This window comes from Prevotella sp. E13-27 (genome assembly GCF_023217965.1).
In the GTDB taxonomy this organism is placed as follows: Bacteria; Bacteroidota; Bacteroidia; order Bacteroidales; family Bacteroidaceae; genus Prevotella.
Genome location: NZ_JALPSC010000001.1, coordinates 832,055 through 857,559 on the forward strand (window position 1 = coordinate 832,055; position 25,505 = coordinate 857,559).

At 43.2% G+C, this 25,505-nt stretch carries 43 protein-coding genes; 15 read left to right on the plus strand and 28 right to left on the minus strand.

Translation table 11 applies throughout. The features are described from left to right. Nucleotide 1: 1 nt before the first annotated feature. From M1L52_RS03460 to M1L52_RS03555, 20 genes are all read right to left on the minus strand, one after another. A complete protein-coding gene (locus tag M1L52_RS03460) occupies nucleotides 2-694 on the minus strand; it encodes a recombinase family protein (RefSeq protein ID WP_248613447.1) in 693 nt (230 codons plus the stop codon). Nucleotides 695-817: 123 nt separating this feature from the next. Continuing rightward, the gene (locus M1L52_RS03465; protein WP_248613448.1) at nucleotides 818-1,216 is read right to left on the minus strand and encodes a hypothetical protein; all 399 of its coding nucleotides are present in this window, start codon (nucleotides 1,214-1,216) and stop codon (nucleotides 818-820) included. 11 nt (nucleotides 1,217-1,227) lie between these two features. Further along, nucleotides 1,228-1,569, minus strand: a complete 342-nt coding sequence (locus tag M1L52_RS03470; RefSeq protein WP_248613449.1) for a hypothetical protein — start codon at nucleotides 1,567-1,569, stop codon at nucleotides 1,228-1,230. A gap of 3 nt (nucleotides 1,570-1,572) precedes the next feature. Continuing rightward, on the minus strand, nucleotides 1,573-2,022 hold the full coding sequence (locus tag M1L52_RS03475; RefSeq protein WP_248613450.1) for a YopX family protein: 450 nt from the start codon (nucleotides 2,020-2,022) through the stop codon (nucleotides 1,573-1,575). Nucleotides 2,023-2,024: 2 nt separating this feature from the next. Next, nucleotides 2,025-2,264, minus strand: coding sequence for a hypothetical protein (locus tag M1L52_RS03480; protein WP_248613451.1), 240 nt, complete (start codon nucleotides 2,262-2,264; stop codon nucleotides 2,025-2,027). Between the two features lie 7 nt (nucleotides 2,265-2,271). Continuing rightward, complete coding sequence (locus M1L52_RS03485; protein WP_248613452.1) at nucleotides 2,272-2,517, minus strand: hypothetical protein; 246 nt, start codon at nucleotides 2,515-2,517, stop codon at nucleotides 2,272-2,274. Nucleotides 2,518-2,646: 129 nt separating this feature from the next. Next, entirely contained in the window at nucleotides 2,647-3,195 is a 549-nt protein-coding gene (locus tag M1L52_RS03490; RefSeq protein ID WP_248613453.1) for a hypothetical protein, read from the minus strand. After that, nucleotides 3,192-3,344: a hypothetical protein gene (locus tag M1L52_RS03495; protein WP_248613454.1), complete on the minus strand. Its 153-nt coding sequence runs from the start codon at nucleotides 3,342-3,344 to the stop codon at nucleotides 3,192-3,194. Before M1L52_RS03495 ends, M1L52_RS03490 begins: the two co-directional genes overlap by 4 nt. Then, on the minus strand, nucleotides 3,334-3,567 hold the full coding sequence (locus M1L52_RS03500) for a hypothetical protein (protein ID WP_248613455.1): 234 nt from the start codon (nucleotides 3,565-3,567) through the stop codon (nucleotides 3,334-3,336). Before M1L52_RS03500 ends, M1L52_RS03495 begins: the two co-directional genes overlap by 11 nt. Before the next feature lies 1 nt (nucleotide 3,568). After that, nucleotides 3,569-4,045 (minus strand): hypothetical protein, encoded by a 477-nt coding sequence (locus M1L52_RS03505; protein WP_248613456.1) that lies wholly within the window; start codon nucleotides 4,043-4,045, stop codon nucleotides 3,569-3,571. A 25-nt stretch (nucleotides 4,046-4,070) separates the two neighbouring features. Then, nucleotides 4,071-4,760, minus strand: a complete 690-nt coding sequence (locus tag M1L52_RS03510) for a hypothetical protein (protein WP_248613457.1) — start codon at nucleotides 4,758-4,760, stop codon at nucleotides 4,071-4,073. Between the two features lie 83 nt (nucleotides 4,761-4,843). After that, on the minus strand, nucleotides 4,844-5,209 hold the full coding sequence (locus M1L52_RS03515; RefSeq protein WP_248613458.1) for a hypothetical protein: 366 nt from the start codon (nucleotides 5,207-5,209) through the stop codon (nucleotides 4,844-4,846). A 7-nt stretch (nucleotides 5,210-5,216) separates the two neighbouring features. After that, complete coding sequence (locus tag M1L52_RS03520) at nucleotides 5,217-5,450, minus strand: hypothetical protein (RefSeq protein WP_248613459.1); 234 nt, start codon at nucleotides 5,448-5,450, stop codon at nucleotides 5,217-5,219. After that, nucleotides 5,450-5,740 (minus strand): hypothetical protein, encoded by a 291-nt coding sequence (locus M1L52_RS03525; RefSeq protein WP_248613460.1) that lies wholly within the window; start codon nucleotides 5,738-5,740, stop codon nucleotides 5,450-5,452. The genes M1L52_RS03520 and M1L52_RS03525 overlap by 1 nt, the downstream gene beginning before the upstream one ends. An 83-nt stretch (nucleotides 5,741-5,823) precedes the next feature. Beyond that, nucleotides 5,824-6,759: a PD-(D/E)XK nuclease family protein gene (locus M1L52_RS03530; protein WP_248613461.1), complete on the minus strand. Its 936-nt coding sequence runs from the start codon at nucleotides 6,757-6,759 to the stop codon at nucleotides 5,824-5,826. Nucleotides 6,760-6,762: 3 nt separating this feature from the next. Further along, a complete protein-coding gene (locus M1L52_RS03535) occupies nucleotides 6,763-7,566 on the minus strand; it encodes a DUF1071 domain-containing protein (RefSeq protein WP_248613462.1) in 804 nt (267 codons plus the stop codon). 13 nt (nucleotides 7,567-7,579) lie between these two features. Next, a complete protein-coding gene (locus M1L52_RS03540) occupies nucleotides 7,580-8,584 on the minus strand; it encodes a hypothetical protein (RefSeq protein ID WP_248613463.1) in 1,005 nt (334 codons plus the stop codon). 3 nt (nucleotides 8,585-8,587) lie between these two features. Continuing rightward, the gene (locus M1L52_RS03545; RefSeq protein ID WP_248613464.1) at nucleotides 8,588-10,210 is read right to left on the minus strand and encodes a hypothetical protein; all 1,623 of its coding nucleotides are present in this window, start codon (nucleotides 10,208-10,210) and stop codon (nucleotides 8,588-8,590) included. A 132-nt stretch (nucleotides 10,211-10,342) separates the two neighbouring features. Next, a complete protein-coding gene (locus tag M1L52_RS03550; RefSeq protein WP_248613465.1) occupies nucleotides 10,343-11,362 on the minus strand; it encodes a DUF3871 family protein in 1,020 nt (339 codons plus the stop codon). A 133-nt stretch (nucleotides 11,363-11,495) separates the two neighbouring features. Then, entirely contained in the window at nucleotides 11,496-11,711 is a 216-nt protein-coding gene (locus tag M1L52_RS03555; RefSeq protein WP_248613466.1) for a hypothetical protein, read from the minus strand. Between the two features lie 654 nt (nucleotides 11,712-12,365). Here M1L52_RS03555 and M1L52_RS03560 point away from each other — a divergent pair. From M1L52_RS03560 to M1L52_RS03595, 8 genes are all read left to right on the plus strand, one after another. Beyond that, entirely contained in the window at nucleotides 12,366-12,695 is a 330-nt protein-coding gene (locus M1L52_RS03560; protein ID WP_248613467.1) for a hypothetical protein, read from the plus strand. Continuing rightward, on the plus strand, nucleotides 12,692-13,111 hold the full coding sequence (locus tag M1L52_RS03565) for a hypothetical protein (protein WP_248613468.1): 420 nt from the start codon (nucleotides 12,692-12,694) through the stop codon (nucleotides 13,109-13,111). The genes M1L52_RS03560 and M1L52_RS03565 overlap by 4 nt, the downstream gene beginning before the upstream one ends. Before the next feature lie 99 nt (nucleotides 13,112-13,210). Next, nucleotides 13,211-13,486 carry a hypothetical protein gene (locus tag M1L52_RS03570; RefSeq protein ID WP_248613469.1) on the plus strand — a complete coding sequence of 92 codons (276 nt, stop codon included), beginning with the start codon at nucleotides 13,211-13,213 and terminating at the stop codon, nucleotides 13,484-13,486. A gap of 476 nt (nucleotides 13,487-13,962) precedes the next feature. Beyond that, nucleotides 13,963-15,921, plus strand: a complete 1,959-nt coding sequence (locus tag M1L52_RS03575) for a hypothetical protein (protein WP_248613470.1) — start codon at nucleotides 13,963-13,965, stop codon at nucleotides 15,919-15,921. Nucleotides 15,922-15,930: 9 nt separating this feature from the next. Beyond that, nucleotides 15,931-16,476 (plus strand): hypothetical protein, encoded by a 546-nt coding sequence (locus M1L52_RS03580; protein ID WP_248613471.1) that lies wholly within the window; start codon nucleotides 15,931-15,933, stop codon nucleotides 16,474-16,476. 93 nt (nucleotides 16,477-16,569) lie between these two features. Continuing rightward, nucleotides 16,570-17,475: an NUMOD3 domain-containing DNA-binding protein gene (locus M1L52_RS03585; protein WP_248613472.1), complete on the plus strand. Its 906-nt coding sequence runs from the start codon at nucleotides 16,570-16,572 to the stop codon at nucleotides 17,473-17,475. A gap of 401 nt (nucleotides 17,476-17,876) precedes the next feature. After that, on the plus strand, nucleotides 17,877-18,398 hold the full coding sequence (locus tag M1L52_RS03590; RefSeq protein WP_248613473.1) for a leucine-rich repeat domain-containing protein: 522 nt from the start codon (nucleotides 17,877-17,879) through the stop codon (nucleotides 18,396-18,398). Next, nucleotides 18,395-19,111 carry a DNA adenine methylase gene (locus M1L52_RS03595; RefSeq protein ID WP_262917929.1) on the plus strand — a complete coding sequence of 239 codons (717 nt, stop codon included), beginning with the start codon at nucleotides 18,395-18,397 and terminating at the stop codon, nucleotides 19,109-19,111. Before M1L52_RS03590 ends, M1L52_RS03595 begins: the two co-directional genes overlap by 4 nt. A 116-nt stretch (nucleotides 19,112-19,227) precedes the next feature. Here the strand turns inward: M1L52_RS03595 and M1L52_RS03600 are convergent, their stop codons facing one another. Then, the gene (locus M1L52_RS03600) at nucleotides 19,228-19,401 is read right to left on the minus strand and encodes a hypothetical protein (protein WP_248613475.1); all 174 of its coding nucleotides are present in this window, start codon (nucleotides 19,399-19,401) and stop codon (nucleotides 19,228-19,230) included. A gap of 14 nt (nucleotides 19,402-19,415) precedes the next feature. Further along, entirely contained in the window at nucleotides 19,416-20,063 is a 648-nt protein-coding gene (locus tag M1L52_RS03605; protein ID WP_248613476.1) for a hypothetical protein, read from the minus strand. A 79-nt stretch (nucleotides 20,064-20,142) separates the two neighbouring features. Between M1L52_RS03605 and M1L52_RS03610 the strand changes: the two genes are divergently transcribed. Further along, a complete protein-coding gene (locus M1L52_RS03610; RefSeq protein WP_248613477.1) occupies nucleotides 20,143-20,571 on the plus strand; it encodes a hypothetical protein in 429 nt (142 codons plus the stop codon). Nucleotides 20,572-20,589: 18 nt separating this feature from the next. Here the strand turns inward: M1L52_RS03610 and M1L52_RS03615 are convergent, their stop codons facing one another. Genes M1L52_RS03615 through M1L52_RS03640 form a run of 6 tightly spaced genes read right to left on the minus strand, consistent with a single transcriptional unit; the run spans nucleotide 20,590 to nucleotide 22,322 of the window. Then, complete coding sequence (locus tag M1L52_RS03615; protein WP_248613478.1) at nucleotides 20,590-20,826, minus strand: hypothetical protein; 237 nt, start codon at nucleotides 20,824-20,826, stop codon at nucleotides 20,590-20,592. Further along, the gene (locus M1L52_RS03620; RefSeq protein WP_248613479.1) at nucleotides 20,819-21,100 is read right to left on the minus strand and encodes a hypothetical protein; all 282 of its coding nucleotides are present in this window, start codon (nucleotides 21,098-21,100) and stop codon (nucleotides 20,819-20,821) included. Before M1L52_RS03620 ends, M1L52_RS03615 begins: the two co-directional genes overlap by 8 nt. A 23-nt stretch (nucleotides 21,101-21,123) precedes the next feature. Further along, entirely contained in the window at nucleotides 21,124-21,450 is a 327-nt protein-coding gene (locus M1L52_RS03625; RefSeq protein WP_248613480.1) for a thioredoxin family protein, read from the minus strand. A 4-nt stretch (nucleotides 21,451-21,454) separates the two neighbouring features. Then, nucleotides 21,455-21,823: a hypothetical protein gene (locus M1L52_RS03630; protein WP_248613481.1), complete on the minus strand. Its 369-nt coding sequence runs from the start codon at nucleotides 21,821-21,823 to the stop codon at nucleotides 21,455-21,457. Next, nucleotides 21,820-22,137: a hypothetical protein gene (locus M1L52_RS03635; RefSeq protein WP_248613482.1), complete on the minus strand. Its 318-nt coding sequence runs from the start codon at nucleotides 22,135-22,137 to the stop codon at nucleotides 21,820-21,822. Before M1L52_RS03635 ends, M1L52_RS03630 begins: the two co-directional genes overlap by 4 nt. Before the next feature lie 2 nt (nucleotides 22,138-22,139). Then, on the minus strand, nucleotides 22,140-22,322 hold the full coding sequence (locus M1L52_RS03640) for a hypothetical protein (protein WP_248613483.1): 183 nt from the start codon (nucleotides 22,320-22,322) through the stop codon (nucleotides 22,140-22,142). Between the two features lie 142 nt (nucleotides 22,323-22,464). Here M1L52_RS03640 and M1L52_RS03645 point away from each other — a divergent pair, with 142 nt between their 5' ends. Genes M1L52_RS03645 through M1L52_RS03670 form a run of 6 tightly spaced genes read left to right on the plus strand, consistent with a single transcriptional unit; the run spans nucleotide 22,465 to nucleotide 25,500 of the window. Further along, complete coding sequence (locus M1L52_RS03645) at nucleotides 22,465-22,998, plus strand: hypothetical protein (protein WP_248613484.1); 534 nt, start codon at nucleotides 22,465-22,467, stop codon at nucleotides 22,996-22,998. A gap of 1 nt (nucleotide 22,999) precedes the next feature. Continuing rightward, nucleotides 23,000-23,644: an NAD-dependent epimerase/dehydratase family protein gene (locus M1L52_RS03650; protein WP_248613485.1), complete on the plus strand. Its 645-nt coding sequence runs from the start codon at nucleotides 23,000-23,002 to the stop codon at nucleotides 23,642-23,644. 3 nt (nucleotides 23,645-23,647) lie between these two features. After that, the gene (locus M1L52_RS03655) at nucleotides 23,648-24,154 is read left to right on the plus strand and encodes a phospholipase D family protein (RefSeq protein WP_248613486.1); all 507 of its coding nucleotides are present in this window, start codon (nucleotides 23,648-23,650) and stop codon (nucleotides 24,152-24,154) included. A gap of 6 nt (nucleotides 24,155-24,160) precedes the next feature. After that, nucleotides 24,161-24,595 carry a GNAT family N-acetyltransferase gene (locus M1L52_RS03660; protein ID WP_248613487.1) on the plus strand — a complete coding sequence of 145 codons (435 nt, stop codon included), beginning with the start codon at nucleotides 24,161-24,163 and terminating at the stop codon, nucleotides 24,593-24,595. Next, the gene (locus tag M1L52_RS03665) at nucleotides 24,592-25,107 is read left to right on the plus strand and encodes a pyridoxamine 5'-phosphate oxidase family protein (RefSeq protein ID WP_248613488.1); all 516 of its coding nucleotides are present in this window, start codon (nucleotides 24,592-24,594) and stop codon (nucleotides 25,105-25,107) included. The genes M1L52_RS03660 and M1L52_RS03665 overlap by 4 nt, the downstream gene beginning before the upstream one ends. Before the next feature lie 6 nt (nucleotides 25,108-25,113). After that, nucleotides 25,114-25,500: a C-GCAxxG-C-C family protein gene (locus M1L52_RS03670; protein WP_248613489.1), complete on the plus strand. Its 387-nt coding sequence runs from the start codon at nucleotides 25,114-25,116 to the stop codon at nucleotides 25,498-25,500. Nucleotides 25,501-25,505 lie beyond the last annotated feature (5 nt).

The window sequence follows — 25,505 nt, forward strand, 5'->3', positions numbered from 1 at the left end:
TCTAATACTTAATGTTATACCTTTTCAGCAGCACAAACACCTGTGATGGTCTGAACTCATATCCCTTGGAGGTTACGAATCCCTCCTTGTTCAGTTTGTCAGTCATTTCAGTAAGTGTCATGCCCTGCTCCGCTAGGATTCTCAGCATAGCGACAGCCCTTTTGTTATTGGGGTTATCCTCTGCCTTTTTCCTGTTAGTCTTGTTGCTGTTCTCAATAGCCGTCTTATGTTTTCCCATCAGATGCTCCGGGTTGCCCAGCTTGCATCCTCTGGCTTTCTTGGCGGCTAATGCTTGTCTTGTTCTGGTACTGATAAGCTCTGCCTCATATTGACTAATGGAAGCCAAGATATGCAGTACCATCTTGTTCGCTTGTGGAAAATCGCAGAAAACGATCTCCACGTCAGAATCAAGTAGAGCGGAAAGGAAGCTCACATTTCTTGCCAGTCGGTCGAGTTTAGCCACAATCAGCTTTGCTCCATAAGTCCGGCACTGTGATAACGCTTCTTTTAACTTGGGTCGCCCCTTGTCAGTTTTGCGTCCGCTCTCTACTTCAACATACTCAAGAATCGGCTTTCTGTCACGAAGGTAATTGTGTATTATTTCCCTTTGTGCTTCAAGTCCAAGTCCTGAATATCCTTGCCTTTGTGTACTCACTCGCAGGTAAGCCACAAATCGCTCGTCGTTATTATACATTTTTTAACATGGTTTTCAGTTATTAGACGTCCGTCTTGTATTTGAAAATCCGTATCAAGGAAAGGAGAATATACCATATTCCGATATTTCACGAAACAGGCATATTTCCCCCATCCCGTCCTTTTAGAGAATAATGATTTCCATAGGTCTGACTTTCTCAGGATTGTCGGGGTCTTTGAGAAACGGATATTCCTCAGATACCCTTTTCTCGTAATTCTCGACATTCTCCACAGCGTCATCTATTACAGAAATCAGATTGTCAAGGAAAATGGACTCGTGTCTTTCCTTCGTTTCTCCAGATTCGGAGATAAGGCAGACTTCAAACAAATCCTCTCCTTCATTCAGCGTTACTTGTACCAAGCCAGTGTGCTTGAAGCCCTGGACGTGGAACTCGATACCGTACTTGATCGGTTTCAGGCTCTCAGGGTCTAAGCCCCAAGACGAAACGATGTCAATTCGGGTTTTGAGAATGGATAGTATGTACTTCCCAATCTCGATGTCATGCTGTTCAATCTTTGCCATGATGATTCTCTTTAAAAGAAGCAGCACTCTATGTAGCTCCAGTTTGGTGCTGACTGCTCCATGAACTGCTCCATGATTCGTATTACCTCTTCACGCTCGTATTCCAGAGCTTCCAAGGCGTTGTCAATAGTCTCTTGTGCATCAGCATCGAGTTTGTCATAGCTTCTAAGGGTGTCTATTCCCTTTTGCCAGTCCTCTTTGCTGACTTCAAAATCGTCATCCCACGTCTCTCCTGTATAGTACACGTCAAGTGCATCCAGGAGGTCGTGGAACTCACTGATTTTCCAATTAAAGTGAGCGGAGTCTGACCACTCAACTTCGTACTTTCTTGCTATGTGAAGTCTTTTTCCCATGCGTTATGTTTTTGATTGTTCTTGTTTGTAGCCCCTCAGTAGTTCCGGGTTCTCCATGATGTTACCGATGACATAAGCCTTTTCCCCATGAACTGCGTCATAGAGATTCCATTTGCTGCATGTCTCGATGTTATCTGGGTCACTCGCAATCACGAAGGAGCCGTTGAAATACACTACCAAACCGATAATCTCCGAATGGAAAAACTCTCGGTCGGGCATCCTCAGAATGTCACCCTCAAAAATCTCATTGATGGTGTCGCTTGCTTTCCTGGCATTAATATCCATGATGCCAGTTCCTATCCCGATGGAGTCAGGATTGCAAGTATAGAATACCGTTGTCCCTCGGTTGTCTATTGTTATTCCTACCCGATGGAGCAAAACGGTCTTCCGATGTTGCAGGTCGCCATAGTGCCAACCGTTCACATCTTGTCCTCTGAATTTGTATTTTCTCATTTCTAATCGTCAATTACTATGTTCGTTGCCAGTCCGACACTCTCATAGGTGTCATCAAGGAAGGCTCCGAACCTTGCGTTGTTTACCATCACGACCCTTGCCAGTCTGAGGTCTACACGATTGATGTTCTTCCTCACGATGTCCTTCAGGTCGTTTGCTGTCTTGATGCCCTTCTTTCGGATGATGTCAACCACATAGTCAACATATTCCTGGAAGAGCGCGTCGTATTGTCTCTGATCCATTGTTTCTTTACGGTATGAAAGTTTTGTTTACTACAGTTTTATAATGCCTGTACCCATTAGCATCTGCCTGGGGAATCCGTACTTTAGTCCATACGATTTTCCACCAAGGGTTGTCCTTGGGGTCAGGCTTCTCGTCCATGAGCATATCCACTACGGGCTTGTGTAATGGGAACACGCAGGTCAATGCTCGTCGTTTGCTGCCCTCACTGAGACTTGCCCAGTATTTGAGGCTCATCTTCGTTGTCTTTGCCATACTCAATCTTCTGTTATACAGTTCTCACGGAGGGAGTGGAGAATGTGCCTGACGATTCTCCTTTTTCTCCCCTCGTCATCTTCATCCACCAGATTTCTCAGGCAGATTTCGATGTTATGATACAATGTTTCACTTATCACCATAGTATTGAAATGCGTCTTGTCGGTGTACTTTGCCGAAGGTCAGGGCAATGTCGTGGTAGTTCATGCCGTCTAATGCGGCATCACCACAATATCGCTCGATTCTTTCCTTCAGTTCTGGTATGGTTTCACATATCTCAATGGTTGGATAGAGGATAATGAGAGGTCTGAATGATACCCTGCTTCCATCTTCATCACATTCTATTGCAATGCCGTCGTAGAAGTCGAAGTAGAGTTCCATTTCATCTGAATCATAGTCTCGTCTGTCTGTCAGGTCAAAATCCAACTCTTTCGGATAGATAATGATGTCCTCGACAAAATGATCCAATGTCTCTCGTTGCGTAAATGGTCTGTATCTGAACTCCGTCCTGCAAAAGAAGAAGTCCTTGTACTTACCATCAAACTTGCCACTCACGATATAGTTGCCGTCCACGAAACGCTCTGCGTCCTCCTGGGTCAGCTTCTCATCCTGTGTGGTCATCTGAATCTCAATAGTTCTCTGAACCTTGAAATTCCTGAATGCTTTGTTCTGTTTCATAAGCCGCGATTCTGATTTAGGCAGAAAGCCATGAACTTATCCAGTTGCCTCTCGTCAATGAGTTCAACCAGGAAATGTATCTGTGCTTCCAGCTTCTTTATCCGTTTCTCTACAGGGCTTACGCCATCCTTGTAATTCCTATTTCCCATAGTATTCCTTCATATAGCAGGCTTCACAAAGGGAGCCATAATCGTTAACATCACTACGGGTCATCGGTTTCCCACAATAGTCACAATGCCGTACCGTCTCATGGTGAACATGAAAGGCCGTCTGGAAAAGTGGGTGCTTCGCATTCTTCTTGCCATAGAGGAATTCCATCTGCTGACGGCGTTTCCTCTGGGCTGGGGTTTCTTTCTTTGTTTTTGTTGCCATATCAATCTTTCAGTTTGTCGTTATACTTGCTGTAAACGTATTCCAAGAGGATTGACCGCATGACACGGGCTTTGTCGGTCTCATCATAGCAGAAGTAGTATGTCCTGCCATTGCCATAGCGGTCTAACCTTCGGATCTCCCCTCGGAAATTGCCACGTCGGAAGAAATCGTCATATTCCTCCGATGTGTTAGTATCGGTATTCTCGTACTGGATATAGAAATCCAAGAAGAGTTTACCCTTAATCAGCTCAACACTCTCAACAGTCGAATTCCAGTTGTTGCCTTTACGTCTGTCATAGCCGATTCTGAGCTGCTTGTCCCGGCTCTTGTAGAGCCTACTGCCAGCCTCTTTCACAATCTTGGTGATAGTGGCCTCAGTCGTTGCCATTAACTCAGCTTCCGAAAGAGAATTGATAATCTCCAGTTTCTTCTTTGGCTGTGTTCTGGTAAAAATGATTTGATTGATGTTTGTTGCCATAATTGTTTTGTTATTTAATTGTTCGTTAATCGTCCTCTCTGAAGGCTGCATGTTTCTCGTCCAGAAGCAGGTAGTAGTGACCGTTACCACAGCCCCTATACTCTTCCGAATACCATGCCCTTTCACCTTCAGGATTATACTCTACGCTGTTGTCGTATGATACAGTCCACCGCATAGAGTATTTCCTTTTCTCATTCAGGGCTTCTAACCAGCCCCTCTTGATCCAGTCGTTATAAGCACCACCCCAGTTGATTGTGATGATGCCACGCTTGGAGAGTAAGCTATAATACATGTCAGGTGAAATATGCTCGATGCCATGTTCCTGCATGAATGTATTATGCTCGTCGTATTCACACTTACAGAGATATTCCAAGTCCTCATCATTCAGCTGCTGTAGCTTCATCATGTTTTCCAGAATGTCAGGCCACAGTCCGCTTGCCGTGAGGTACTTGATGATATTCTTAGTGTTCCGCTTGCAAATCGTGACTTTATCGGTGTCCTTTGTGATAGGCTCAACCTTTCGCCACAATTCTTCAAATCCGATGCACCTCCCCCTGGTTCTGCTGCGTTTCTTGAACTCGCATACAAAGCCGTCGGTGGAGATAAACATTCGCTTCCGTTCCTTTGTCCCATCAGCATAGGTGACAAGGAAGTTGTAGTTGCTGGAGTCATGGATTGATTTCTCCACGATCTCCTTTACCTGTGAGTGATTCATACGCTATAACACCACAAAGAAGAAGTCTGGGTAGTTGATAAACAGATTCCAGACCCCTTCGTATATTTGTCCTATAATTGCTTTCATGCTGCGTATTCCTCAATCTTCTTTAACTCACCATTCTTTAGCTTGCCGTACCATGCCTTATTGACTAGGTATGAACACGGCTCGATGGTGTCGCCTGAGATAAAATCACAGTTCTCATAGAAGCCCTCATATTCACTTAGTTCTTGTGATTCGGGCCAGCTAACCACCATAACAGAATCCTGGTCATCCAATACAGGTGCCATTCTTATGTCTCTGATGATGTGGTTCATGTCAACTTTCTCCAATGTCCCTTCTGCTCTGAAATTGCAGTCGATCCATTGTTCAGTTTCCTGTTGCGTCTCATTCATCGGGACTGTTATCTCGATGTCGATGGTACGCTTGATGTGAATTGTCTTATTCATTGTCGTTTTACTTTTTAATGAAATACTCGATTGAAGAGTGTACCAGGATGTAATGTGTCCTGGTCACTCTCGTTTGTTCTTCGTAGGGATTGTAAAAGTCCATACACAAAGCATCGTATAGCTCTGGCAGATACTTCTTAATCCGTCGTTTCAGCCACTTGTAGTTAAGCGGCTTACTCCCTTTCATCAGTCGGTTCCAGCGTTCTATACCGATTCCGATACAGGTACATTCCAGATACATCAGATGAAGGGCAAATAGATTTCGTCGAGGAGGTGCGACTCAACCATTTTCTTGGCTGCTTCGTGACTCCCCTTGTTCCGTAGGTCAAAACCATAATTGTCGCTCGCCATCACATGAATCATAGCGACAAAGGTTCTCATTACTTCTTGCTGTAGAGTACGGTGTTGAACAGTCATACCCATAGCAAACTTTTCAGGTTTCCAACCCATAGAGTTAACAGCGTCTGCAAGTGCTTCTGCTGCCTTGTACTCACGAGTCTCTTTCAATGTTTCTAATTCTAAAAAATCCATTTGTTTCTTGTTTTTAATTGTCCTTTAATTGAAAAGGCCAGGAATATTGCTACCCCCAGCCCATCCATTTTTTAGTTGTTTTCTTACACAGCAATCGACAGGCTTCCCGCTACCTCAGACACTCTCATGTACTGGTCATAGTCATATTCAGGATGGTCGGTCTTGAATAGTGCCAGGTTAAATGATGAGCGTTGGGTAGGCAGTTTTCTTGTAAGCCTCATTGTGTCGGTTGCCCAGGTTCTCACGTTCTTCAACTCCATGTCTTTGAGAATCTTGGCCTTGATGCCGTTCAGTTTCTCTTCGATGGCTGCTTTCGTCTGGATAAGCTCACGGATAATAGCCTCCTGTGAACGATATTCCTCTGGAATGCCGTATGGATTGATGAATTGTTCACCTCGTAGGTCTGTTGCCAACAAATCCTCACATATTTCAGAGGGGATTCTGTTGACAAAGATAATCTCGCTGATATGGTCGAAAGTACCGTCCTTCTTCTGCTTGTTACGCAGATGGATGATGAACAGTCGGCCAACCTTTGCTCCACGGTTCTGACGCTCGAAAAGCATGGCATAGATACTTAGCTGCCATCTTGCCTTCTCGGTCTTTTCCTGCGTCATCTGCCCATAAGTCTTGATGTCTCCAAGGTCAAAGGTATCATCGGACACCCTGTAAACCTTGTCAATCTGACTTGCATAATCCTTTCCATCTGTCACGGTGTACTCGGACGCTTCGTGAGTGAGATTAAATTCTGAGCACAAGGATATGTAATCAATGACCTCCTGGGTCCCGTCACATATCCAGTTCGCATCGAAGTCCTCGCATGATGCGTGAACTCCAGTTCCGTATTCCGCTGCTGCATCTACGATATGCTTTGGAATACCCTCAAACTCTGTCGGGAAGAACTGCCTCTGCAAGACAGGTGTGATACCCGAAAGGAATTTGTCACCTAACAAGTAGGTATGATCCTCGGCGTTGAAAATAACACCGGAATCCTTCAGTTTGATTTTCTTCTTTGCTGCCATAGTTTAAGCTGCTTGTTGAAGTTCGTATTTTCTCAATGTGAATAAAGCCTTGATAGCTTCGTTGCCCTCCACCTCGTTCTTGTGTTGGTTGTAGAGAGCCAAGAGAGAGTTGGTATCTTGCATTGCTGCAATAGCGGCTTTGATACCAGCATAGCGGTCATTGGCAGGCTGTGTAGGCTGTTGTGCCGTCCTGCCCTTTCTCGTTGCCGTAGCCTTCTTCGGCTTCACCTCTGCTGTTGTTGGAGCAGGAATCGTAGCCGTTGAAGTTGCAGTGGAATCCTCAGAACCAGTTGCGTTCTCTGGAAGATCCTCACCTGCATAGATGTAGAGTCCAAGCCCAAACATTGCCAGGTTCTTGACCAGGCATCGCATAAGGGTCTTGTTGATGTCGAACATGGAAACTGCCTCCACCGTCTTGTTGACATATTGGCGGTTGTTCCTGTCCCAGACCTGATACTCATAAGGCTCCAGCTTCATGGGTTTCTGAGCACCGTTGAGAACTGGTAGCCACATCTGATGGGTCTGTTCGTTAGCCGTCACTTCTGTAAAGACCATCACGCCAATGGCAGGGTCAATGAAGTACGGCAGATTGGTTGTCGGGTTGTTGATAATGCGATAGGTGGCTGAAGGATAGACCTTTTTGAATTCACCCCAGGCATTAGCCCATGACAGGTATGTGAGATTGTCGCGCTTCTCACACTTGTCATTCACGTTAAGTGAACGGAGGGCCTCGAAAAACGCTGCCCTGATTTCGTCCTGGCTTGCTCCCTCTGGAAGTCCAGCCAAAATTTCATTGCTTTTACACATAATTGTTTGTTGTTTATTTGGTTAATACTTTTGTTGTTTTCTTGTTCTCCTGTTCTTGCCAGAAGAGAATGTCCTCCCTCGCCAGTTCATAGTTGTTTTCCAAATCCCCTTTGTTGATTTTGTCAGAGCCGTACCAGTCCTTGAACATGGCTTCGACTTCTCCAAAACTCATACTGGGATTATTGGTCAACAGGTCATAGATTTCGCTGTAGAGGTCATCGTAAACAGTATCGTAGTAGTTATGTCTTTCGAGGTAAGCGGTATCATCGACATGTGGGTACACTTTGATACACGTCTCAATGATATGCTCCACGAAAGCCAAACAGTTAGAGACGGCTGGCTTGTAAACAAATTCCTGGTCTGTGTGAGGCTTGTAATACCCACAGCTCAGGTTGATACACGAAACAGCCAGTCCGTTGTCCTTCAGGGTCTCAATATCGGTCATCATTCCGTCGGTCTCTTTGTAGCCGAACTTCTTATAACCAATGTCCTTCAGGAAGTCATCAGAGCATAGGGAAGTCCATCCAATCTGTGTTATCAGATCCTCATGCTCTCGTCTGTCAGGCTCAATCACAAAACGGCAGTCGTTGAAAAAATCCATGTCTGCCTTGTCTGAGCCTCTGCATCCCACCTCTTCCTCGACGAAAAACGCCAATTTGAGGCAGTCATACTTTTGTAAACACATCAAGCCTATCCAAAGACCAACCTTGTCATCAGCCCCCAATCCTTGTTGCTCTTTCCGCTTGGGGGAGAATCCGATAATGATGTCCTCGGCTTCGTAGGCTATGAAGTCCTTAGAGTGTCTTTCCTGTACTTGATCCATGTGGGCCACGATACAGGGGTACGTTTCTGACTTGCCTTTGGTAACGTATAAGTTCCCTGGCTTGTCACACACAATCTTAGCACCTGGAACATTCTGCTTTATCCAGTTCCAGATGAACTTACGAATCTTGCCCTCCCGTCCACTCTTGGAATGGATGCAAAAGAGCTTCTTCAATAGTGAAAAATCCGTTGTCATTGTTTAAGCTGCTGCAAAATTAAATTCAATTAAATCCTCACATCCGATGGGTTTCCCCACCTCCTCGTTGATTGCATCGAAGTACATGCCGCCCCACTCATGGAAATCCCCTCGCTCTATCAGTTCAAAGAGTGATTCCTTGGAAATGGTCTTGTCCTCGTACTTCTGTGTGATGCAATTGTAGCATCTGTAGGTAGTGATGTCGTTGGCATACAGGTAATACTCGTCATCATAGTCGGAATAGTGCCAATGCTCTTTCTTGTACTCCAACTCTGCCTCGTCCCGGCAGTCCTCACAGCAATAACCCTTTCCTGTTATGCTGCTCTCGTAAACATCGTCATCCTCATCGTAATACGCAGGGTTGAGCATCTTCTCCCCACACTTCGGACAGGTCACAACGTCATCCTCGTGATACCATTTTTCGTTAAACCGAACAAAATCATCACGATCCTCAATGTCAACAGTCTCTTCGTTGCCATGATAGTAGCAAGTACAAACCTCCCATGCGTCTCTGTCATGGTAGGAATCATACTCGTCAGGTTCTTCTTCGTCGCCGTTCTCTGATGCGTCCAGGCTACCCTCCGTTACGTCAAGTGAATAATCTCCAGCCTCATAGTTGTAGGCTTTGTGATGATACATAGAGTACCATTTGAAGGTGTCCTGGTAACTGAGAATATCATCCCAGTCAAGGTCACAGTCAATATGGAAATCTTTGTCAGCGAGCGAGTTTCCATGAATGTCAATAATGGAACTTGCGTCTGAACATGCTGCCCCTATCTTCTTATAGCAGTCAATCTCACCAGCCTGAATCAGTGCGTCTATGAGTGCCTGTTTGTAAACATCGTTGCAGCCGACCGCATATTGGCGTTCTGCATAACGATACCTGTTACCTTCCTTGTCGTAGACCTCTGGCCATACGATGCAACGGGCGATAATCATTCCGTCCTCATCTTCGAGATAAGCCGCTTTTGCAGTCACGGCATCCTTGTAGAAAGAATGAAGGTCTTTGTTGACCATGCAGGAAACAAAAGCGTCAGAATCTTCATCGTAGCCTTTCAAACGGCTGGAATCATAGATGTCTGAGAAGTTGTCATTCACATACAACTTGTTCTTTGGCAGCTTGCCGATTGAGTAGGCTTGCCAGTCACGGGCGAACTCTTCACAGAGATATGTGACCACCTCTTGCGGAAGGGACTTACCGAACTTGGTACATTCGATAAGCTTCTTGTAGAACTTGCCGCACTTCATCTTCCAGGGGCGACTGTTCTCATTGTTGACGTAGCGTACAGCATTGGGAGTTCCATCTTCGCAGATGCCGTTCATGCTGTCGAGGGAATAGATGTCGCTGTAGTAGGTCACGCCCAATAGGTTGACCTCGTAGCGAAGTTTACTGCTCTTGGCTCCGCTTTCATGGAGCTTCTTGATGCAGACGTTTTTGAGATCCACCATGTTTCTGATGCTGAGTAAGGTGTAATCTCCAGTTTCGATGGCTCTTTTATGAACCGATTTGTCCTTCAGGAGAGCAAGCAGGATTTTGTTCTTCCTCGCCTTTTCTTCTCCGAACACGCGAACACCGAAAATTTCTTGAAACTCGGTGTAGTTGCTGAATGATTTGATGTAAAGCATAATTTGTTTTGTTTTTAATTGATTATTGAAATTGTTTTCTGTTCTCGCAAATGAAAAAAGGGAGGCCACCACCTGTTACAGTGATAGTCTCCCTCTTCGGTTGACATTTGAGGTTGTTGTTCCTCTGTGTCTTTACTCGATAAACCAACTCCAGGCATCGTCATCTTTGTTGATTGCTGATGCCACGCCTTTAGCACACTGGTATGCGTTGCAGGAACGCTCCAATGTCACGTCAATGTAGTTGTTCTTGTAATTTGTCAGTAGCATATAGAATTGCCATGCCGTGATTTCTTGTCCGAATCCACCAAAGTTCTCGTCGGTGTAGTAGTCACGGATCATGTTGTTCAGCTGTGCCTCTGGAAGTGTAAATTCTGGTAGGCCAAGCTCGTTCTTCATGCTTGTTGGTAGAGCTGTTGCCATTCTCGCACGGCCCAGGAATTGAGCCAAGGTGCTGACGGTGACAACAGTATCGTTCAGTCGTCTCATGTCATCAAGGTGCTGCTTATAGTTGTACTGCTTGAAAAGTTCGATGCAATACTTGTAGAAGTCGGCAGTGTTAGTTACCTTGATGGCCAAGTTTACTCCATCAGTGCAGACCATGCCATTGGTGCATACGGTATTCAGAAAACCGATTGCCAGTTTGAAGGTCTGCTTCTGGGATGAATTACCCAGTAGGTTGCAATCTGCATAGTTTCGTACAAGGCATACCTGTAGATGGCAGATGCTTCCGTTGATGTCGTGTGAGATAGATGGAATTTCAATCATTGCCATCGCTCTCTGATAGTAGGAATCGCTGTCCTCTGGATTCAGGTTCTCGACCAGTTTTCCAGCTCCGAAGCGGTTCCGTAGTTTCATTTCATGTGATACTCTTACGACGGGGGCATTGATTTCCTGTCCGTCGAAATATGTACTCACTGCATCCATTACGGTGCTGATAGCTTCCGTATGGCTGATAGTTTCCACGTTGTCCCGGCTGAAAACGGGAGTCAACATGTCACCAAGTTCTGTAAGCCCTATTTCCTTTGTGTTACCAAGGATGAAGGGGCTGCGTGCTTCTGGTTCAGGTTCGACTACTACCATTGCGGCATTGTCTGCTTCCTGTTCCACTGTAGGCGTAAAGCCTTCTGTCTGATTGTTGTTCTTCTTTGCCATAATTGTTATAATGGTTTTAAAAGTTAAAGACTATGGGGGCCTGGGCTTTTTACCCAGAATCCCCCTGAGTTTTTTTAGTGCTTTCAAGACCGCTAGTGTGGCCTCTAAGCAGGTTATGAGTACGTCCGTCGCGTCATTGCTGCTCATTTACGTTAGGTGCGATACTCTCCGTTGTTGTAGTAGGAGCATCTACCTCTTCGGCTGCTCCAGCGTTCTTGTTCTTGTGGATCTTCTTGCAGATCCAAGGGCAAATCTCATTCTTGATTAGACGATAGGCACAACATGCAACTTCTATGCACATAGCCACGTCACCGATTACCCTCACTTTTCTAAAAATTCTCTTGTTCATTGTTCTCTTGTTTTTAAAGTTAATATTGATGTTAAATTTCTCTTGTTGTTGTTCTTTCAAAAATAAAGTGAGCGGATTAACACTTTCTTCAAATGTTATCCGCTCATTATCGGTTCTGCCTTTTCCCAAGTTGGCAGATTCAATAACATAAGTATTGAAAATGTCAACCGAATCCCAACGGCACGGTCTAGAGTTTCCTCTGACACTCTTCGTATCAGTTCTCCACACCAAATATCATAAAAAATATGTTCAAGACCAGATACCTCATTAGTATCTCTTTAGTCTCGAACAAGCTTGTTTCTAATTATCTCATTTATAAGGCTTTAAGGCGATTTTGAACGTATGATTTTTAGGGGTTGAAAATAGGTCGAAATTAGCCATTTTTTAGGGTTTTGTAACCTGTAACCTCTATGTTCTCAGGTAGGGTCTGATAGCCATACACCCCTGCCTCTTTTTTCTGGGTTACAAGGTTACAACTGGCGTAAATCATTGTCATTCAGCCATTATCACTGTAACCTTATGTGTAACCTTGCTGTAACTTCAAATTGAAAAAACGCGGATTGGTTCCCCTGAGATTCTTATAAATAGATGACGAAGCGACCTTCATGGGGCGTTTGTCACGAAATTCTATTAATTATTTTCTCATATAACAAAATGATACAAACATTATTACAAACTCTATTTGGGACAATTACACGTCCTGATTTAGAGCCAACACAGGAGGTGGCTGTTCCTGTTGTTGAGAAAGAGATTAGCCCTTCAGTACCATTACCTACAACTGGTAAATATGATGCTGATGTCGAAGCCTTGCGTAATAAGCATGGCAACTTTGTAACTGGACTCTGCATCGAGGAAACATTGCAAGACTTGTTAGTGTTATGCCCCAGGAATAGACCCAGGACAGACGCATATCAGGGCTTGGTGTCTTATCTACAATCAGAGTTCGGTGTTACGTTGAACATTAAATCAAGGAAGAGAAAATGAAAATTTGGTATTTTGGAAAAGTCTATGACCTGAATCAGATGACAGACGTAGATATTGAGAAAGACATTGAGGCCAGAATAGAGGAATTCACAGGCAAAGTAATCGGAGTTAGTGTGAAACCTACTGATGATGGCTATGAGGTGATAGTTCATAGAAGCCTGAATGTGGAAGTAAAAGATGGCCTGATATTGGAGCCTGACACTTTCATTATTAGCGGAGAAGGGTACAGCGGATTCATGCCGGAGTACCAGAGTATTGGAAACTTTGCACATTTCCTTGGCTTTGTGCATTACCTCGACCTGCATGAATTTGAAAAGGCATGTAAGCGAAACGTAGAGTATTATACTGGCCAGAAAGTGAAGAAAGCTACTGTGACTGAATGGATCAATATGCTTGTCCTCGATGTGAAGTTTTAACTGCTGATAAAAGGAAAACATGGAATCCTGATATTATTTTTAGCTGACGAATAACGAAAATCTATATTGGGATTCCACTTATTTTAACCTATTGACACTATGAAACATGATATGAAAGTTGAAGAGAGATACTTTTCAGAAGATATAAATTCACTGAAAGCTTATGACGAGGGATTTGGAACCGCTTATGACAATGGCGGTTCCTATGTGCTGACTATCCAACTGTCAAAACTGAATGAGCTTTGCCCTCGTAAAACTCTGAACAAACAGATGTACCAGAGACTTGTCACTTTCCTGTATGAGAAGGGGATTACCCTTCGAATACTGTCAAGGAAGAGGGACAAGTCTATTGAAGAAGAAACTGAAGGAAACTGAATGAAACTATCTCAAAATGACTTGGTAATTGGCAAATTGTCAGATTTGCTAATTGCCAATGGAGAACAGAAAGATACTATCCCTAAACCTGTCTGACTTGGAAATTATCAGGATGACAAGCCTGATGATTGACAAGGATAGACAGAAAAAGCCTTATTGAAGATGAATTGTACTATATTATCCCTATTGAAAGATAATGATAATGGTATTCTTCAATTTGGAAAAATCATAAAGGTGGCAGGGATGGAACGTAGGCGAAGCCGAAGTGGAATGGTACGGTCGGTGCCACCTTTAATGGAAAACAATAACATTTCCCAAAGATTGACTTTCGCTTCGCTCAGTCAACCTTCAGACTATTATAGTCAATATTTGTGGTCATTTTTTGGAGTAAAACACGTATTCTCCTATATAAGAGAAAAAAAGACACAAAAAAGACACAATACAGAAATTTCAGTAATACAGAAAAATAACCATATATGATTATTGACAGAGGAAAAATAAGAGTTGACAATGGTGTAGAGTACATTATGGAATGGACTGATGATAATGGCAGATGTAAGTTTGACCAGTATCTCACCAATGGGAAAATGATAGTCAACAAGGTAATGACTGGTTGCGGATTCACTACTTACAGTCTCAAAAACCAGGAGAACACTATATTGGTTTCTCCACGAATAAGATTGCTGCAAGAGAAAGAAAGGGACTTCAATCAAAACAACAACCAGTTATGCTATTACTTCAACCGTGAAAGAGACTACAAAAACAAAGAGAAGAAGAGCATTGAACAGTTGGTTGAAGAGTTCAAGGATTATAAACAACTATGTGATAAGTACAACAGACCCATGAAACTGATGGTGACTTATGATTCTTTTGCCAATTTGATGACAATGCTGGAAAGAGTATTTGAATTAGATATAAACCTTCTATTTCGTATTGTCATAGATGAATCCCACACTATCATTAAAGATGTTCTGATAAAGGAGTATAACAATAAGTGTGTCCTATCTGCATTTCTTCATAAGTTGTTTCAGTATGAGAAGCTTTTGTTCATTTCTGCAACGCCAATAATTGACTATATGCAGGAGGTTCCAGAGTTCGCAGCATATAATGTTGAATATGTTGAGCTTGACTGGCCAAATAAGGTTCCGATAGACACAAGGCACTATAGCTGCAAGAACGCTAAAGATGCTTTCAATAGTATATACAGCTACTATTCCAGGCATATAGATCCACATAACAGACACTATTTCGATGTCATTCACTACGGCGAAGGACTAAGTGATTATAGCTATGAGGCGGTTGTGTTCCTGAATAGTGTAGATGATATAAAGGATATTGTCAGTGGATATGTGACCAAGAAGCAGCTCATTGACATTTCTGAGATAACTGTTATATGTGCCAATACAAAGGAGAATGCGACGAAATTACGCAAGGCACATCCCCAACTTGAAATAAAGGCTTCTATTCCCAAAAAGGGCGAGAGGCATACGACATGGACTTTTGTTACCAGAACTGCATTTGAGGGTGTTGATTTCTACAGTCCCTGTGCCAGTACCTATGTAATAGCCAACTACTATGTGGGAAGTTTGCAGTTAGACATAGCATCGGATATTCCCCAGATTATTGGCAGACAAAGACTAAAGACCAATGTGTTCAGGAATATTCTTCATATCTATTACAAGGAAAACATAAGCATAATAGATGATGATTTGTTCGAGGCCAAGAGAAAGGAAAAGATGGAAAGGAGCCTAATCAGAATCTCCAACTGGACTTATATAATGGATGACCAAGGTAAAAGTGCTTATCTACATGATGTGTCTCGTACAATAGACGATGACCCCAATTATCTATATATCAAGACTATTAATGGGAAACCAGAGATAGATAACTTGATAATAGTATCGGAAAACTATTGTCGGGACATTTTGAAGAACCATATTAGTTGGTATTGTATGGGGCCTGCGAAATTACACAGGCAATATTCTCCCCAGGTTATGCAACTGAAGGACAATTTGGAGGCCATTGCTACCCCCAAAAAGAACCAGGATAGGATAAAGGCGATATTATATTGCTTCCAAAAACATCCTGAATGTCAAAGGGAGATATTTGGTATGCTGCATGACGAGGGATATAATGATGTAGCCTATTACTTCAATATGCTATCAACCGAAAGGATTATTGCCAATGGCTGTGACCCTTGGAAGATGGATCAGGAACTACGGCATGTAAGCGGTGAAACTGACATTAAAGACCTTGTAGCTTCTTTATTCGAGAATGGCGAGGTTTACAGCAAGAAAGACGTGAAGTGGATGCTACAGGAAGTTTATGACAAGATGGGTATTGCAAAGACGGCGAAAGCAAGTGAACTACCGAACTATATACCTTGCAAGATTACCAATAAAGACGGATTAAAAGCATATAGGATAACAATTTAAGAATATGTTATGGCAACATTGAAAATTAGTGACCTGGAGTTTGCAAAGAAGCTGACTCCTACATTTAGAGACCACCTTGAACGCTTCTTGCCTCAGTGGTTGGATTCACTCGTACCATATTATGAGGAAGCGAAAGCCATTGGAGCAGATATGTTCAAGTTGCAAGATACTATGCCTTGTGGTGGCGAGTATTCATTATTTGAAAAGGACGGCATTGGTTATTACTTGACCGATTTCCCTTGGTTGAAGTGTCTGTCATTCAACTCAGACTACAAATATATAAAATGCTACTGGTATCAATGCTTTGTGGATTTCTACCCAAGGCTTGATACTGACTGGAAAGAGCGAATACATAATTTCGGAGCTTATAACTGGTATATGTATAGGCCATTCAACATGAAGGAAGGATATGACTGTGTAGCCAAAAGAGTAGATGATTATTTCAAGGCCATCACCAATGATCCAGATGTTACATTCATGCTGAGTGGAACTTCTGCAATATGCCTTACTCCGAAAGGCGTAAGATGGATAGAGGACTACTGTAAGTTAGAGTAGGCATCGGAGAGTCTCAGGACAGAAACAGGAGGGATAGTTGACTAATGACAATCAGCTATCCCTTCTTCTATTAACCTAAAACACAAATTTCAAATGTCGAAACAGATAGTAACCGTCGGGAAGAGACGGAAATATAACAAAGACAGCCTTACATGGGTAGCCGGTAAGGGATGGCAGGGCGTTGTTTATATTTATAGACTTGATGCGCCTGGTGATGAAAAGGATGGCTGGGTTTATGTCGGTTGTACCCCAGAGGAAGAGACACGCAAGAACAGATGGAACAAGCCCAAAAGCAAGTATGCCGGGAAGAAGATAGCTGCTGCAAGGAAAAGATATGCTCTTATCAACTTCAAATATACTGTAGTAGATACTCTCTATGACAGGGACATTGACAAACTGGTTGAGAAACTGGAGGATCGAGAGAAAGACTTTATCAAGATATTTGATTCTTTCGAGCATGGTTTCAACAGCAATAAAGGTGGGACAGGTCGTAGGGGTACAAAGATTAGCCTGGAAGAGATAGCGCGTCGGAACAAGACACGCAAGGATAATGGTTTCCATCATACTGACGCTGCAAAGCAAAAGATTAGTGCAGCCAGTAAGAAACGCAAGAAAACCCAAGCTGAGAAAAATAAAATCTCCGCTTCCAACTCTGGTAAGAAACGTACAGATGAAATGAAGAAAGCCCAGAGTGACAGGATGAAAGGCATAGAACCTACTGCTGCTACTGAAGGTGCTAAGAAATGGCGTGATATGAATGGCGGTGGCTATTGGAAAGGACAGAAGATGTCAGATGAAGCCAAGGCCAACATGAAAGCCGCTCAACAAAGATGTGCAGGTGTCAAGGTCAGGGCAAAGTTCATAGATGGTACTGATATGGACTTCCTTACGAAATCTGACGCTGCTAATCATTTTGGAGTCAGTATCGCAGCCATTGATTACTGTATAGTCCACAAAGCCTTTTCCAAGAAGGCTCAGGTGTGGTTTGAAAAAATTTAATTCGTAGCCATAAATTAAATTTTGCCCTGTGATGGTCTCTCTCGCTTGGCTGTCACGGGGCTTTTATTAAGAGAAGTAAGGGGACTACCCTTTGAGATTACAATGAGAAGATATAATTCATTTTCCAGCCAGGATCAGGAGGTCTTGGTCAGGAACGTCAGGATATTGCACCTGTCGAAAAGAGTTTGCAATATAGAAAGGAGGTGCTTACCGTGCATTATTTAAGAACATTTGAATTCATGGGTGAGTACCAGAAAGAGAAATATAGCATGGGATTTCCTCATATAGCAGCTGTAAGTGGGGCAACCATCTTCTTGGGCGAAAAAAGCATATTTGAAGTCTCAGATGATGTTGTTAAACGTATTCTATTGGAGAAATGGAATCAGGTAGGTAGTCTAAAAATGACATACGGAGAAATCGTTGCTGTTCGTGACATAACGGGATGGTTTGAGGGAAATACTGGCATTGTTGACTTCAAGGAGTACCGTTATTTTGAGGGGATGGATTATGTGCCAGGTAGATGTTTTGCAAACTGCACATCATTACGTTCAATCATTCTGCCTCCAACCATAACAACTATCTGGGACATGGCCTTTGGCAACACTTATTCGTTGGAGGAAGTTGTTATTCCAGAGAGCGTAGTGCATATTAAGGACAATGCTTTCAATTCATGCGGCCTGACATCAGTGACGGTTCCCAAAAATGTTGAGGATATAGGCGATTACGTCTGGTGTCATTGCCATAACCTCAGAGAAGCCACGTTTGAATCAGTGAATCCACCTAAGATGAATGGTGGCACACTATTCTCAGACTGTCCTAACCTGACTACTGTGTATGTGCCAGGGGAATCTATCGATAAGTACAAAAGGGCAAGGGGCTGGAGCTACTTTGCCGAGAAGATGAAACCAATAGAAGAAAAATGAAATATCAAGGAAGTAAGAGCAGGATAGTTGGTGAGATTCTACCAATAATGCTGAACAAGATGCACCTAGGGATGGCTTTTGTAGATGCGTTTGTGGGCGGTTGTAGTGTCATCCAAAACGTACCTCCAGAGTATAAGAGGATAGCTAATGACAATAACCGCTACCTTATCGCTATGTGGGAAAAGCTGACAACGACAAACTGGCAACCTCCCACCACGATTGATAAACCGTTCTATGACAAAGTCCGTGAATCCTGGCATAAGGACGATGGCAAGTATGAAGATGCACTGATTGGCTGGGTAGGTTTTATGGGGTCGAGGAATGGGAGGTTCTTTGATGGTGGATATAGTGGTCATAATGCTAAAGGCAGGGACTACATATCGGAGAACATCAGGAACACTTCACGCCAAATACCTTTCCTTATGGGGGTTGAATGGCAATGTGGAAGTTATGAATGTATCTCTATGCCGAAAGCCTCACTGGTTTATTACGATCCACCTTACAAGGGAACTTACGGCTATTCGACATCCAAGAACTTCGACCATGATAGGTTTTATGATTGGGCGAGGCAGATGAAACGAGACGGCCACTTGGTCTACATCAGCGAGTATAATATGCCAGGGGACTTTTCATGTGTTTGGCAGAAGCAGATAACTAATAGCGTCAACCTTACCAAGACCTATCTGGCTACGGAAAGGTTATGGACGTTGTGAAGAAAAAGAAGAGAGAGGTAGCTTTTACACTACTTTCTCTCTTTGTTTTCTTCTTCCTAACCATTAGAAAAAAGAGTCAAGTTATAGAAGAAGTCTTTGCCTTGCCATGTTAGAGATTAGTCCCAATAATCACTATCATATGCACTAACACAATATTTAATTGAAGGTTTCTGCATCTGGTTCTTTATAAGTAGCGCACCGATAATAATAGCAATTGGTACAGCGGCTATCTTACATACTTCTTTAACTTTCTTCATAATCGTCTCATTCTTAATTTCTTTGTTTTCCATTTTTGTTTGTTTTTTTAATGTTGTCTACTATAGATAATTCCATTAAATCGACCAGTAGAACATAAATTACAACCATTACAATTTCCTGGGCATTTATACACTCCTTTTCCGATGGCCATATTGTCATATTCCACACCTGGCACACATTTGTATTCTCTCGCTGCCCCTTGAATATTTGGTAGCGAACCATTTACCACGATGTAAGGTGCATCCCTAAAGTCAAGGTCAGACCTACATGTATATGTGTACGTTTTAATTCCTCGCGTCATATCAAAGTACCTTGCAATCTTATTCCATTGTCTCACCTGATTCTGGTCTCGAAAATCACCAGCTTCATCAAGTCGAATAAGTGTTATCGGTTCTGGTGCATTGTCTATATATGCTTCCATTAGAGAAACAATTTCTGTAGTGCGAGCATTGGTTAACCATCGTTCCATAACAAGATTCTTATGTTTGTAATTTGGATAAATCCTTTCGCACTTTAAGGCATAACATACATTCTCTACTTTACACAGACCTAATGCTCTACTAGGACAATGTTCTGCTGACGTAAGGTTTACTATCAATGTGGAACGGGGGATTTTAGTATTTCCATACGCAAAGGCTATTCCCCCAAAACCTTCAAGATATTTACATTGCAATACCTTTATCTTCTTTTTCATTACATAGTTAAGAAATTGAAGGGAATTTGAATTTACCGCCAAAATCTTAACTATGATATATACTTAAAAATCAAACAAAATGAGCAAGAAGAATTTGAAAGAGACAAAGCCTAGTAAAGAGAAAAAGCAGTTATCTACAATTCACCTAATTCAGGGTTATGTGGTAAGTATGGAACGTAGGCTTAACTACGGACTTACACCATACCTCCATTATGCCGAGTTCCCAAAGGAAATGTTGCAAGGAGTTGATTACGTTCCATGTTGTATTAGATTCCCTTTTTCGGAGCCAGTAATGATAGGAATAGATTTAGGCAAAGAAGAATACGATGATTGCTATAGGGTAAATGTAGATAGTCTTGTAATGGGATTGTCACGATATTACAAGCACCTTGACGAAGATGGATTATTAGGGAATCATGTATTTAGCGACCTTTGGATAGAAGGTTTGGACTACATAGAGGGAATACTCTTCGTACATGTTATGGATCTTTCGGAAGAGCCGGTGTAACGACCTGCTCTATCTTTTTTATACTCCAAACACGAACTTACTTCCTCTCGCTCCTTCTCCATCATAGTCACAAGCTAATGGAAACTGGCAGCAAAGGTCACTGACAGCATCTTCATCGAGGTGGGTAGCCAGTTCAAGTTCAATCGCACCTAGTCGCTCCGAATAGCTCAGGTTCCAGATGCCACAACCTACAGCAGCATCAACCACCGTTCTAATCTCGTCTTGTTGCCGCCATATAGTGTCGAAGTCAGTCATAATACTCAATCCGTAGTTCCTCGCTAACATTGAATTCATCGTGGAAGTTATCATCGTATTTATAGACCAACCGCAAGCCTCTATAGACCGATGGAACCTTCAGGACTTCCAACAGATGCCATTTAGGTTTCCCGAAATCGTATGAAGAACGGTCAAGGATAATACGGTTTGATGTGTAGTCAAAGTGATAGTAACCGCCGCCAATACACTGGTCGCCTGGTTTTAACAAGTCCTTATGCTGATTGACCATCCCTAGGCGAAAGAAGCCATCCATTGTGATAATTAATTTGGGAAGTGTCATTGGTCGAGCTGTTCAATATATCGGTTAATGTTATACCTCAATTCTTCCAAATCTATGAACTGTGAGCCTCGATAGACTTCTTTACCCTCCATCAGCAATAACACAGTTGGCCCCGAATAAACCAAGAAGCGACTGGCAATTAAAGGCTCTTCAATTATATCAGTATAGAATGAGCAAAGCGAAGGAAACCTATCTGTCACCTGTCCCACCTTATCAAGCATGACATTACAGACTCCACAATCAGGAGCTTTAATATAGAATAGACACAGACGGTTTTCTGCTATAGTCTGTTCTATATCCTGTATGTTTGTCAGATGCTTCATACTGTCATTGGTGTGCTGACCTTGTGCTTATTTTCTTACCTTCCTTGCTCCAAGTATATATCCAGGAGCCAACTTGACTGGTGAATGTCTCGCCACTAACAGACAGCACCTTCCCAACAGTTGATTCACTCAGGGTCTTTTTCTTTTTCCCATTGGCATCATAGATATAGTACCATGAGCTGCTTTTCACTACAAAGAACGATGCGCTGAACCCTTGTAACTCTCCGATAGTGCTACTGAGGGTCTTTATTTTCTTTCCATCCTGGTCATAGATATAGTACCAGTTCTTCGTTGTCTCGATATGGCTGATACTCTGTGCCTGGAGGTTGGCTACAGATAACAGTAAAACGATGGATAATAACAGTTTCTTCATACTAATGGCTCCAGATAGTTTACTTTCTTTCCTGTTTTCTCAGCGTAGGCAATTTCACTCCTGGTACTTTCGCCGATATAGCCACCCACGTTGATGACAAAGATTTCATCCGCCATGTCGATTTTCCGTTTGTGCATATCGTCGAGCATTTCCTTAGTTCCAGGTTTCCACACCTCTTCATCACCAGAATGTCCGAATAGGCCAACACTAATGACAATGCAGCCTTCAAGTGTTAATCGTTTCTGAGTCTCGATGAACTGATCCTTGAAACGAGTGCTTCCGCATAGAGTGATGATCTTGTAGTTCTGTATCATTCCTAATACTTCTGGAAGTTATACTTTGCCCTCAGTTCTGCTTTCTTTTCTTCACTCTGACTGGTAAAATATCCTTTCCAGCCTGGGCAGAAATTGATATGCCAACGCCAGAACTTACCTAAGAATGAATTGGGCTTCTTGTCGTAGTGCGCCCGAAATTTGCAGTTCTCACAATTATGTGCCATACTATTCTTCGTTCAATTTGCCGACAAAATTACACAAAAATAGGGAAAAACATTCAAATCTGGAGTGAAGATGTGTTATTTTGGCAATTTTCTAATGAAAATTGAGTAATTTTGTAGCCGCTTAGAAGTATTATAGACCAATATGATAGAACAATTTGAAGAACAACTTCACCAGGACTTGCACCAGTTCCTTCAGTCAATGAATGAGATTGATGCTCGTTTGCCTGAATGTCCCGATGTCGAAGAGAAGTGGGAACAGATAGCAAAAGCCTACATTCCCGACGGCATCAAGGAGTTCAATGACTTCCCATCCGCTTCCCTCGGTTGGATGATGTATATTGGAATGGCCGTCGCTAAGTTCTGGGATGCAGAATGGGAAATCTACTCAAAGATTGATGACCTCTACGCCTACATGAGAGACAAGAGGGGCTACGATGCAATGGACGAATACATCCGTGAAGATGTGCTGTTGCTGAGAGGCATCGACTATACTGTGTTGGAGAAACTGGTTGGTGAATGTGCCTCTCGTGTCTACAATGCACTCCGTCATCAGAACATAGAACCAGGAACAAAAGAGGCTTTCAATGCCTACGTTTCCTGCCTGCATCAACTCTACTTGTTCGGAGCCGCTATGCAATTGAACAGAATGGGCTATCACATGACAAAGATGAACTGATATGAAGATAATACTTACAGGAGCCACTGGATATGTGGGAGAAGGAACACTGCTTGAACTACTGAAGGTCGATGCAGTAGAGAAGGTTTTGTCCGTCAGCCGCAAATCAACGGGTATCAAGCATGAGAAATTGGAAGAGTATCTGGTTTCTGACTTTATGCAGCTAAAAGAAGGTGACGAGCATTTCAAGGGATATGATGCAGTGTTCTTCATTGCGGGCATTACATCTGTAGGAACACCCAAGGATGTGTATGTGCGTATCTCCCAGGAAATCCCCTTGCACTTTGCCGACATTATGCCCGACAAGGAGCGCATGACCTACATCTATCTTAGTGGTGCTGGTACAAGTCCAGACGGCAAACAGTTCTGGCAGCAAGTAAAGAGCAAGACTGAGGCAGAGATACAAACCAAGGGCTTCAAACGTACCTTCGGTTTCAGACCTGCAATAATGAAGTGGGCAAAAGGACAGAAGCATATCCAAACGATGCAGTATGCCTTTATTGTATTCTATCCTCTTATCCGACTGATAGGACAGGCTAACAATATGAAGGAAATCGCCTTGTCAATGCTAACGCTGACTCGCGACGGCTATCATAAGTTCGCCATTGCCCCGAAAGATATAACACAACTAGCAAAGAACTTCTAACGAATGAGTTTCATCAAGTACATAGCTGACGAGAACCACTACAAGGAAGTGCTGTCATTGGTGGGTAAAGCCAAGCAGACTGTGTGGATTGGAACGGCAGACATCAAAGACCTATATGTTGATGATAAGCCATTCCTTGCTATGATTGCCTCCTTGCTCAAAAAGGGTGTGGAGGTCAGACTGATTCATGCTAAAGAACCAGGAACAGCATGGAGAGAGGATCACGAGAAGCATCCTATCCTTTATGATGGTATGGAGCGTGTGCTGTGTCCCAGAGTTCATTTCAAACTCATTATCATAGACACTACCATTGCATACGTCGGTTCCGCTAACTTGACTGGCGCAGGGATGGGAATGAAATCGCCACGAAAAAGGAACTTTGAAGCTGGCATCCTGACCGATGACCCAGAAATGGTTGATGCAGCCATTGAGCAGTTCGATAATGTGTGGATTGGCAAGTTCTGCAAGGAATGTGGACGTAGAGAGTATTGTTCAGACCCGATAAAATAGCATCACATGCAGATAATAAGAGCAACAAAGACAGCAGAGCAAGCCGGAGCCTACTATGTCCGCATACAGGCAATGGCACGCAAACACCAGATTACGCTATATGCTGAGTTTGACGAGCATGATACGCCAGAGACCAAGTATATTGTGGTCGTTGATGACTATCTGCCAGTAGCCACTTGCCGGTTGTATGCCATAGACAATGAACGGGTAATGCTTGGAAGGATTGTCGTTCTGCCGGAGTATCGTCATCAGGGACTAGGAACGCTTGTAGTTCAGGAGGCTGAGAAGTGGGCCGAGGAACTGGGCTATCGTACATCTGTACTGGAGAGCCGTGACAACAAGATTCATTTCTATGAAACGATGGGTTATGTTGCAGATTACTCGCAGAAGATAGTCGGTGAGACTTTTACATGTTACAAAATGGAGAAACAATTGAAATGAGAAAAGCAAGTAGAGAAATGGATGCAGCCTTCGCATTGGAGGTATTGGATAAGGCGCCGTATGTCACCATCAGTTTCACACGACCAAATGGTACGCCTTATGGTGTACCCCTGTCGTTAGCTCGCACAGACGATAAGACGTTCTATTTCCATTGTGCCTTGGAGGGTGACAAACTGGACTGCATAGCCGCCAATCCGACAGTGGCTTTGTCGGCTGTAACCAAGTGCGCCCCGACAGTTGGCCCCAAGGATGGCAGTTTCACGCTCCAGTATAAATCGGCAATGGCAGTTGGCAAGGCTGAGATGGTGAAAGATAGAGACGAAAAGATAGAGGCACTAAGAGCCATCTGTGAGCGATTCTTACCCAACCACATGGATGCTTTCGACGATGCCATTGCCCGCAGTCTTGAACGTACAGTCGTAGTGAAAATCATCCTGACAGAGCCTCCTACAGGCAAACGTAAACAGTATGGCAAGGAGGGTGAAGAAATGAAATGGCAACGAATGGAATAGAAGAATATGGAAACAAGAAAACACATAGCAGCAGAGAAGAAGAGGTGCAACAGCCATAATTGCGCCCAGGCAATTCTACACACTTATGCCGATATTGCAGGGATAAGTGAAGATGAAGCCATGAGCATTGCCGGAGCTTTCGGTGGTGGTATGGGTAACATGGAAGGAACCTGTGGCGCACTCGTTGGGTCTGGTCTTGTCTTAGGATTGGTCAACAAGGACAAGGTGAAGTCCATGAAACAGATGCGGCAGATTATGACCAAGTTCCAGGAAAGAAACGGAGCTACCCAATGCAAGTTACTGAAAGGCATTGGAACAAAGGTAATGTTGCGTGAATGTCCTGACTGTGTAGCCGATGCAGCAGAGTTTCTTGAAGAACAATTAAATGGGTAAGATTC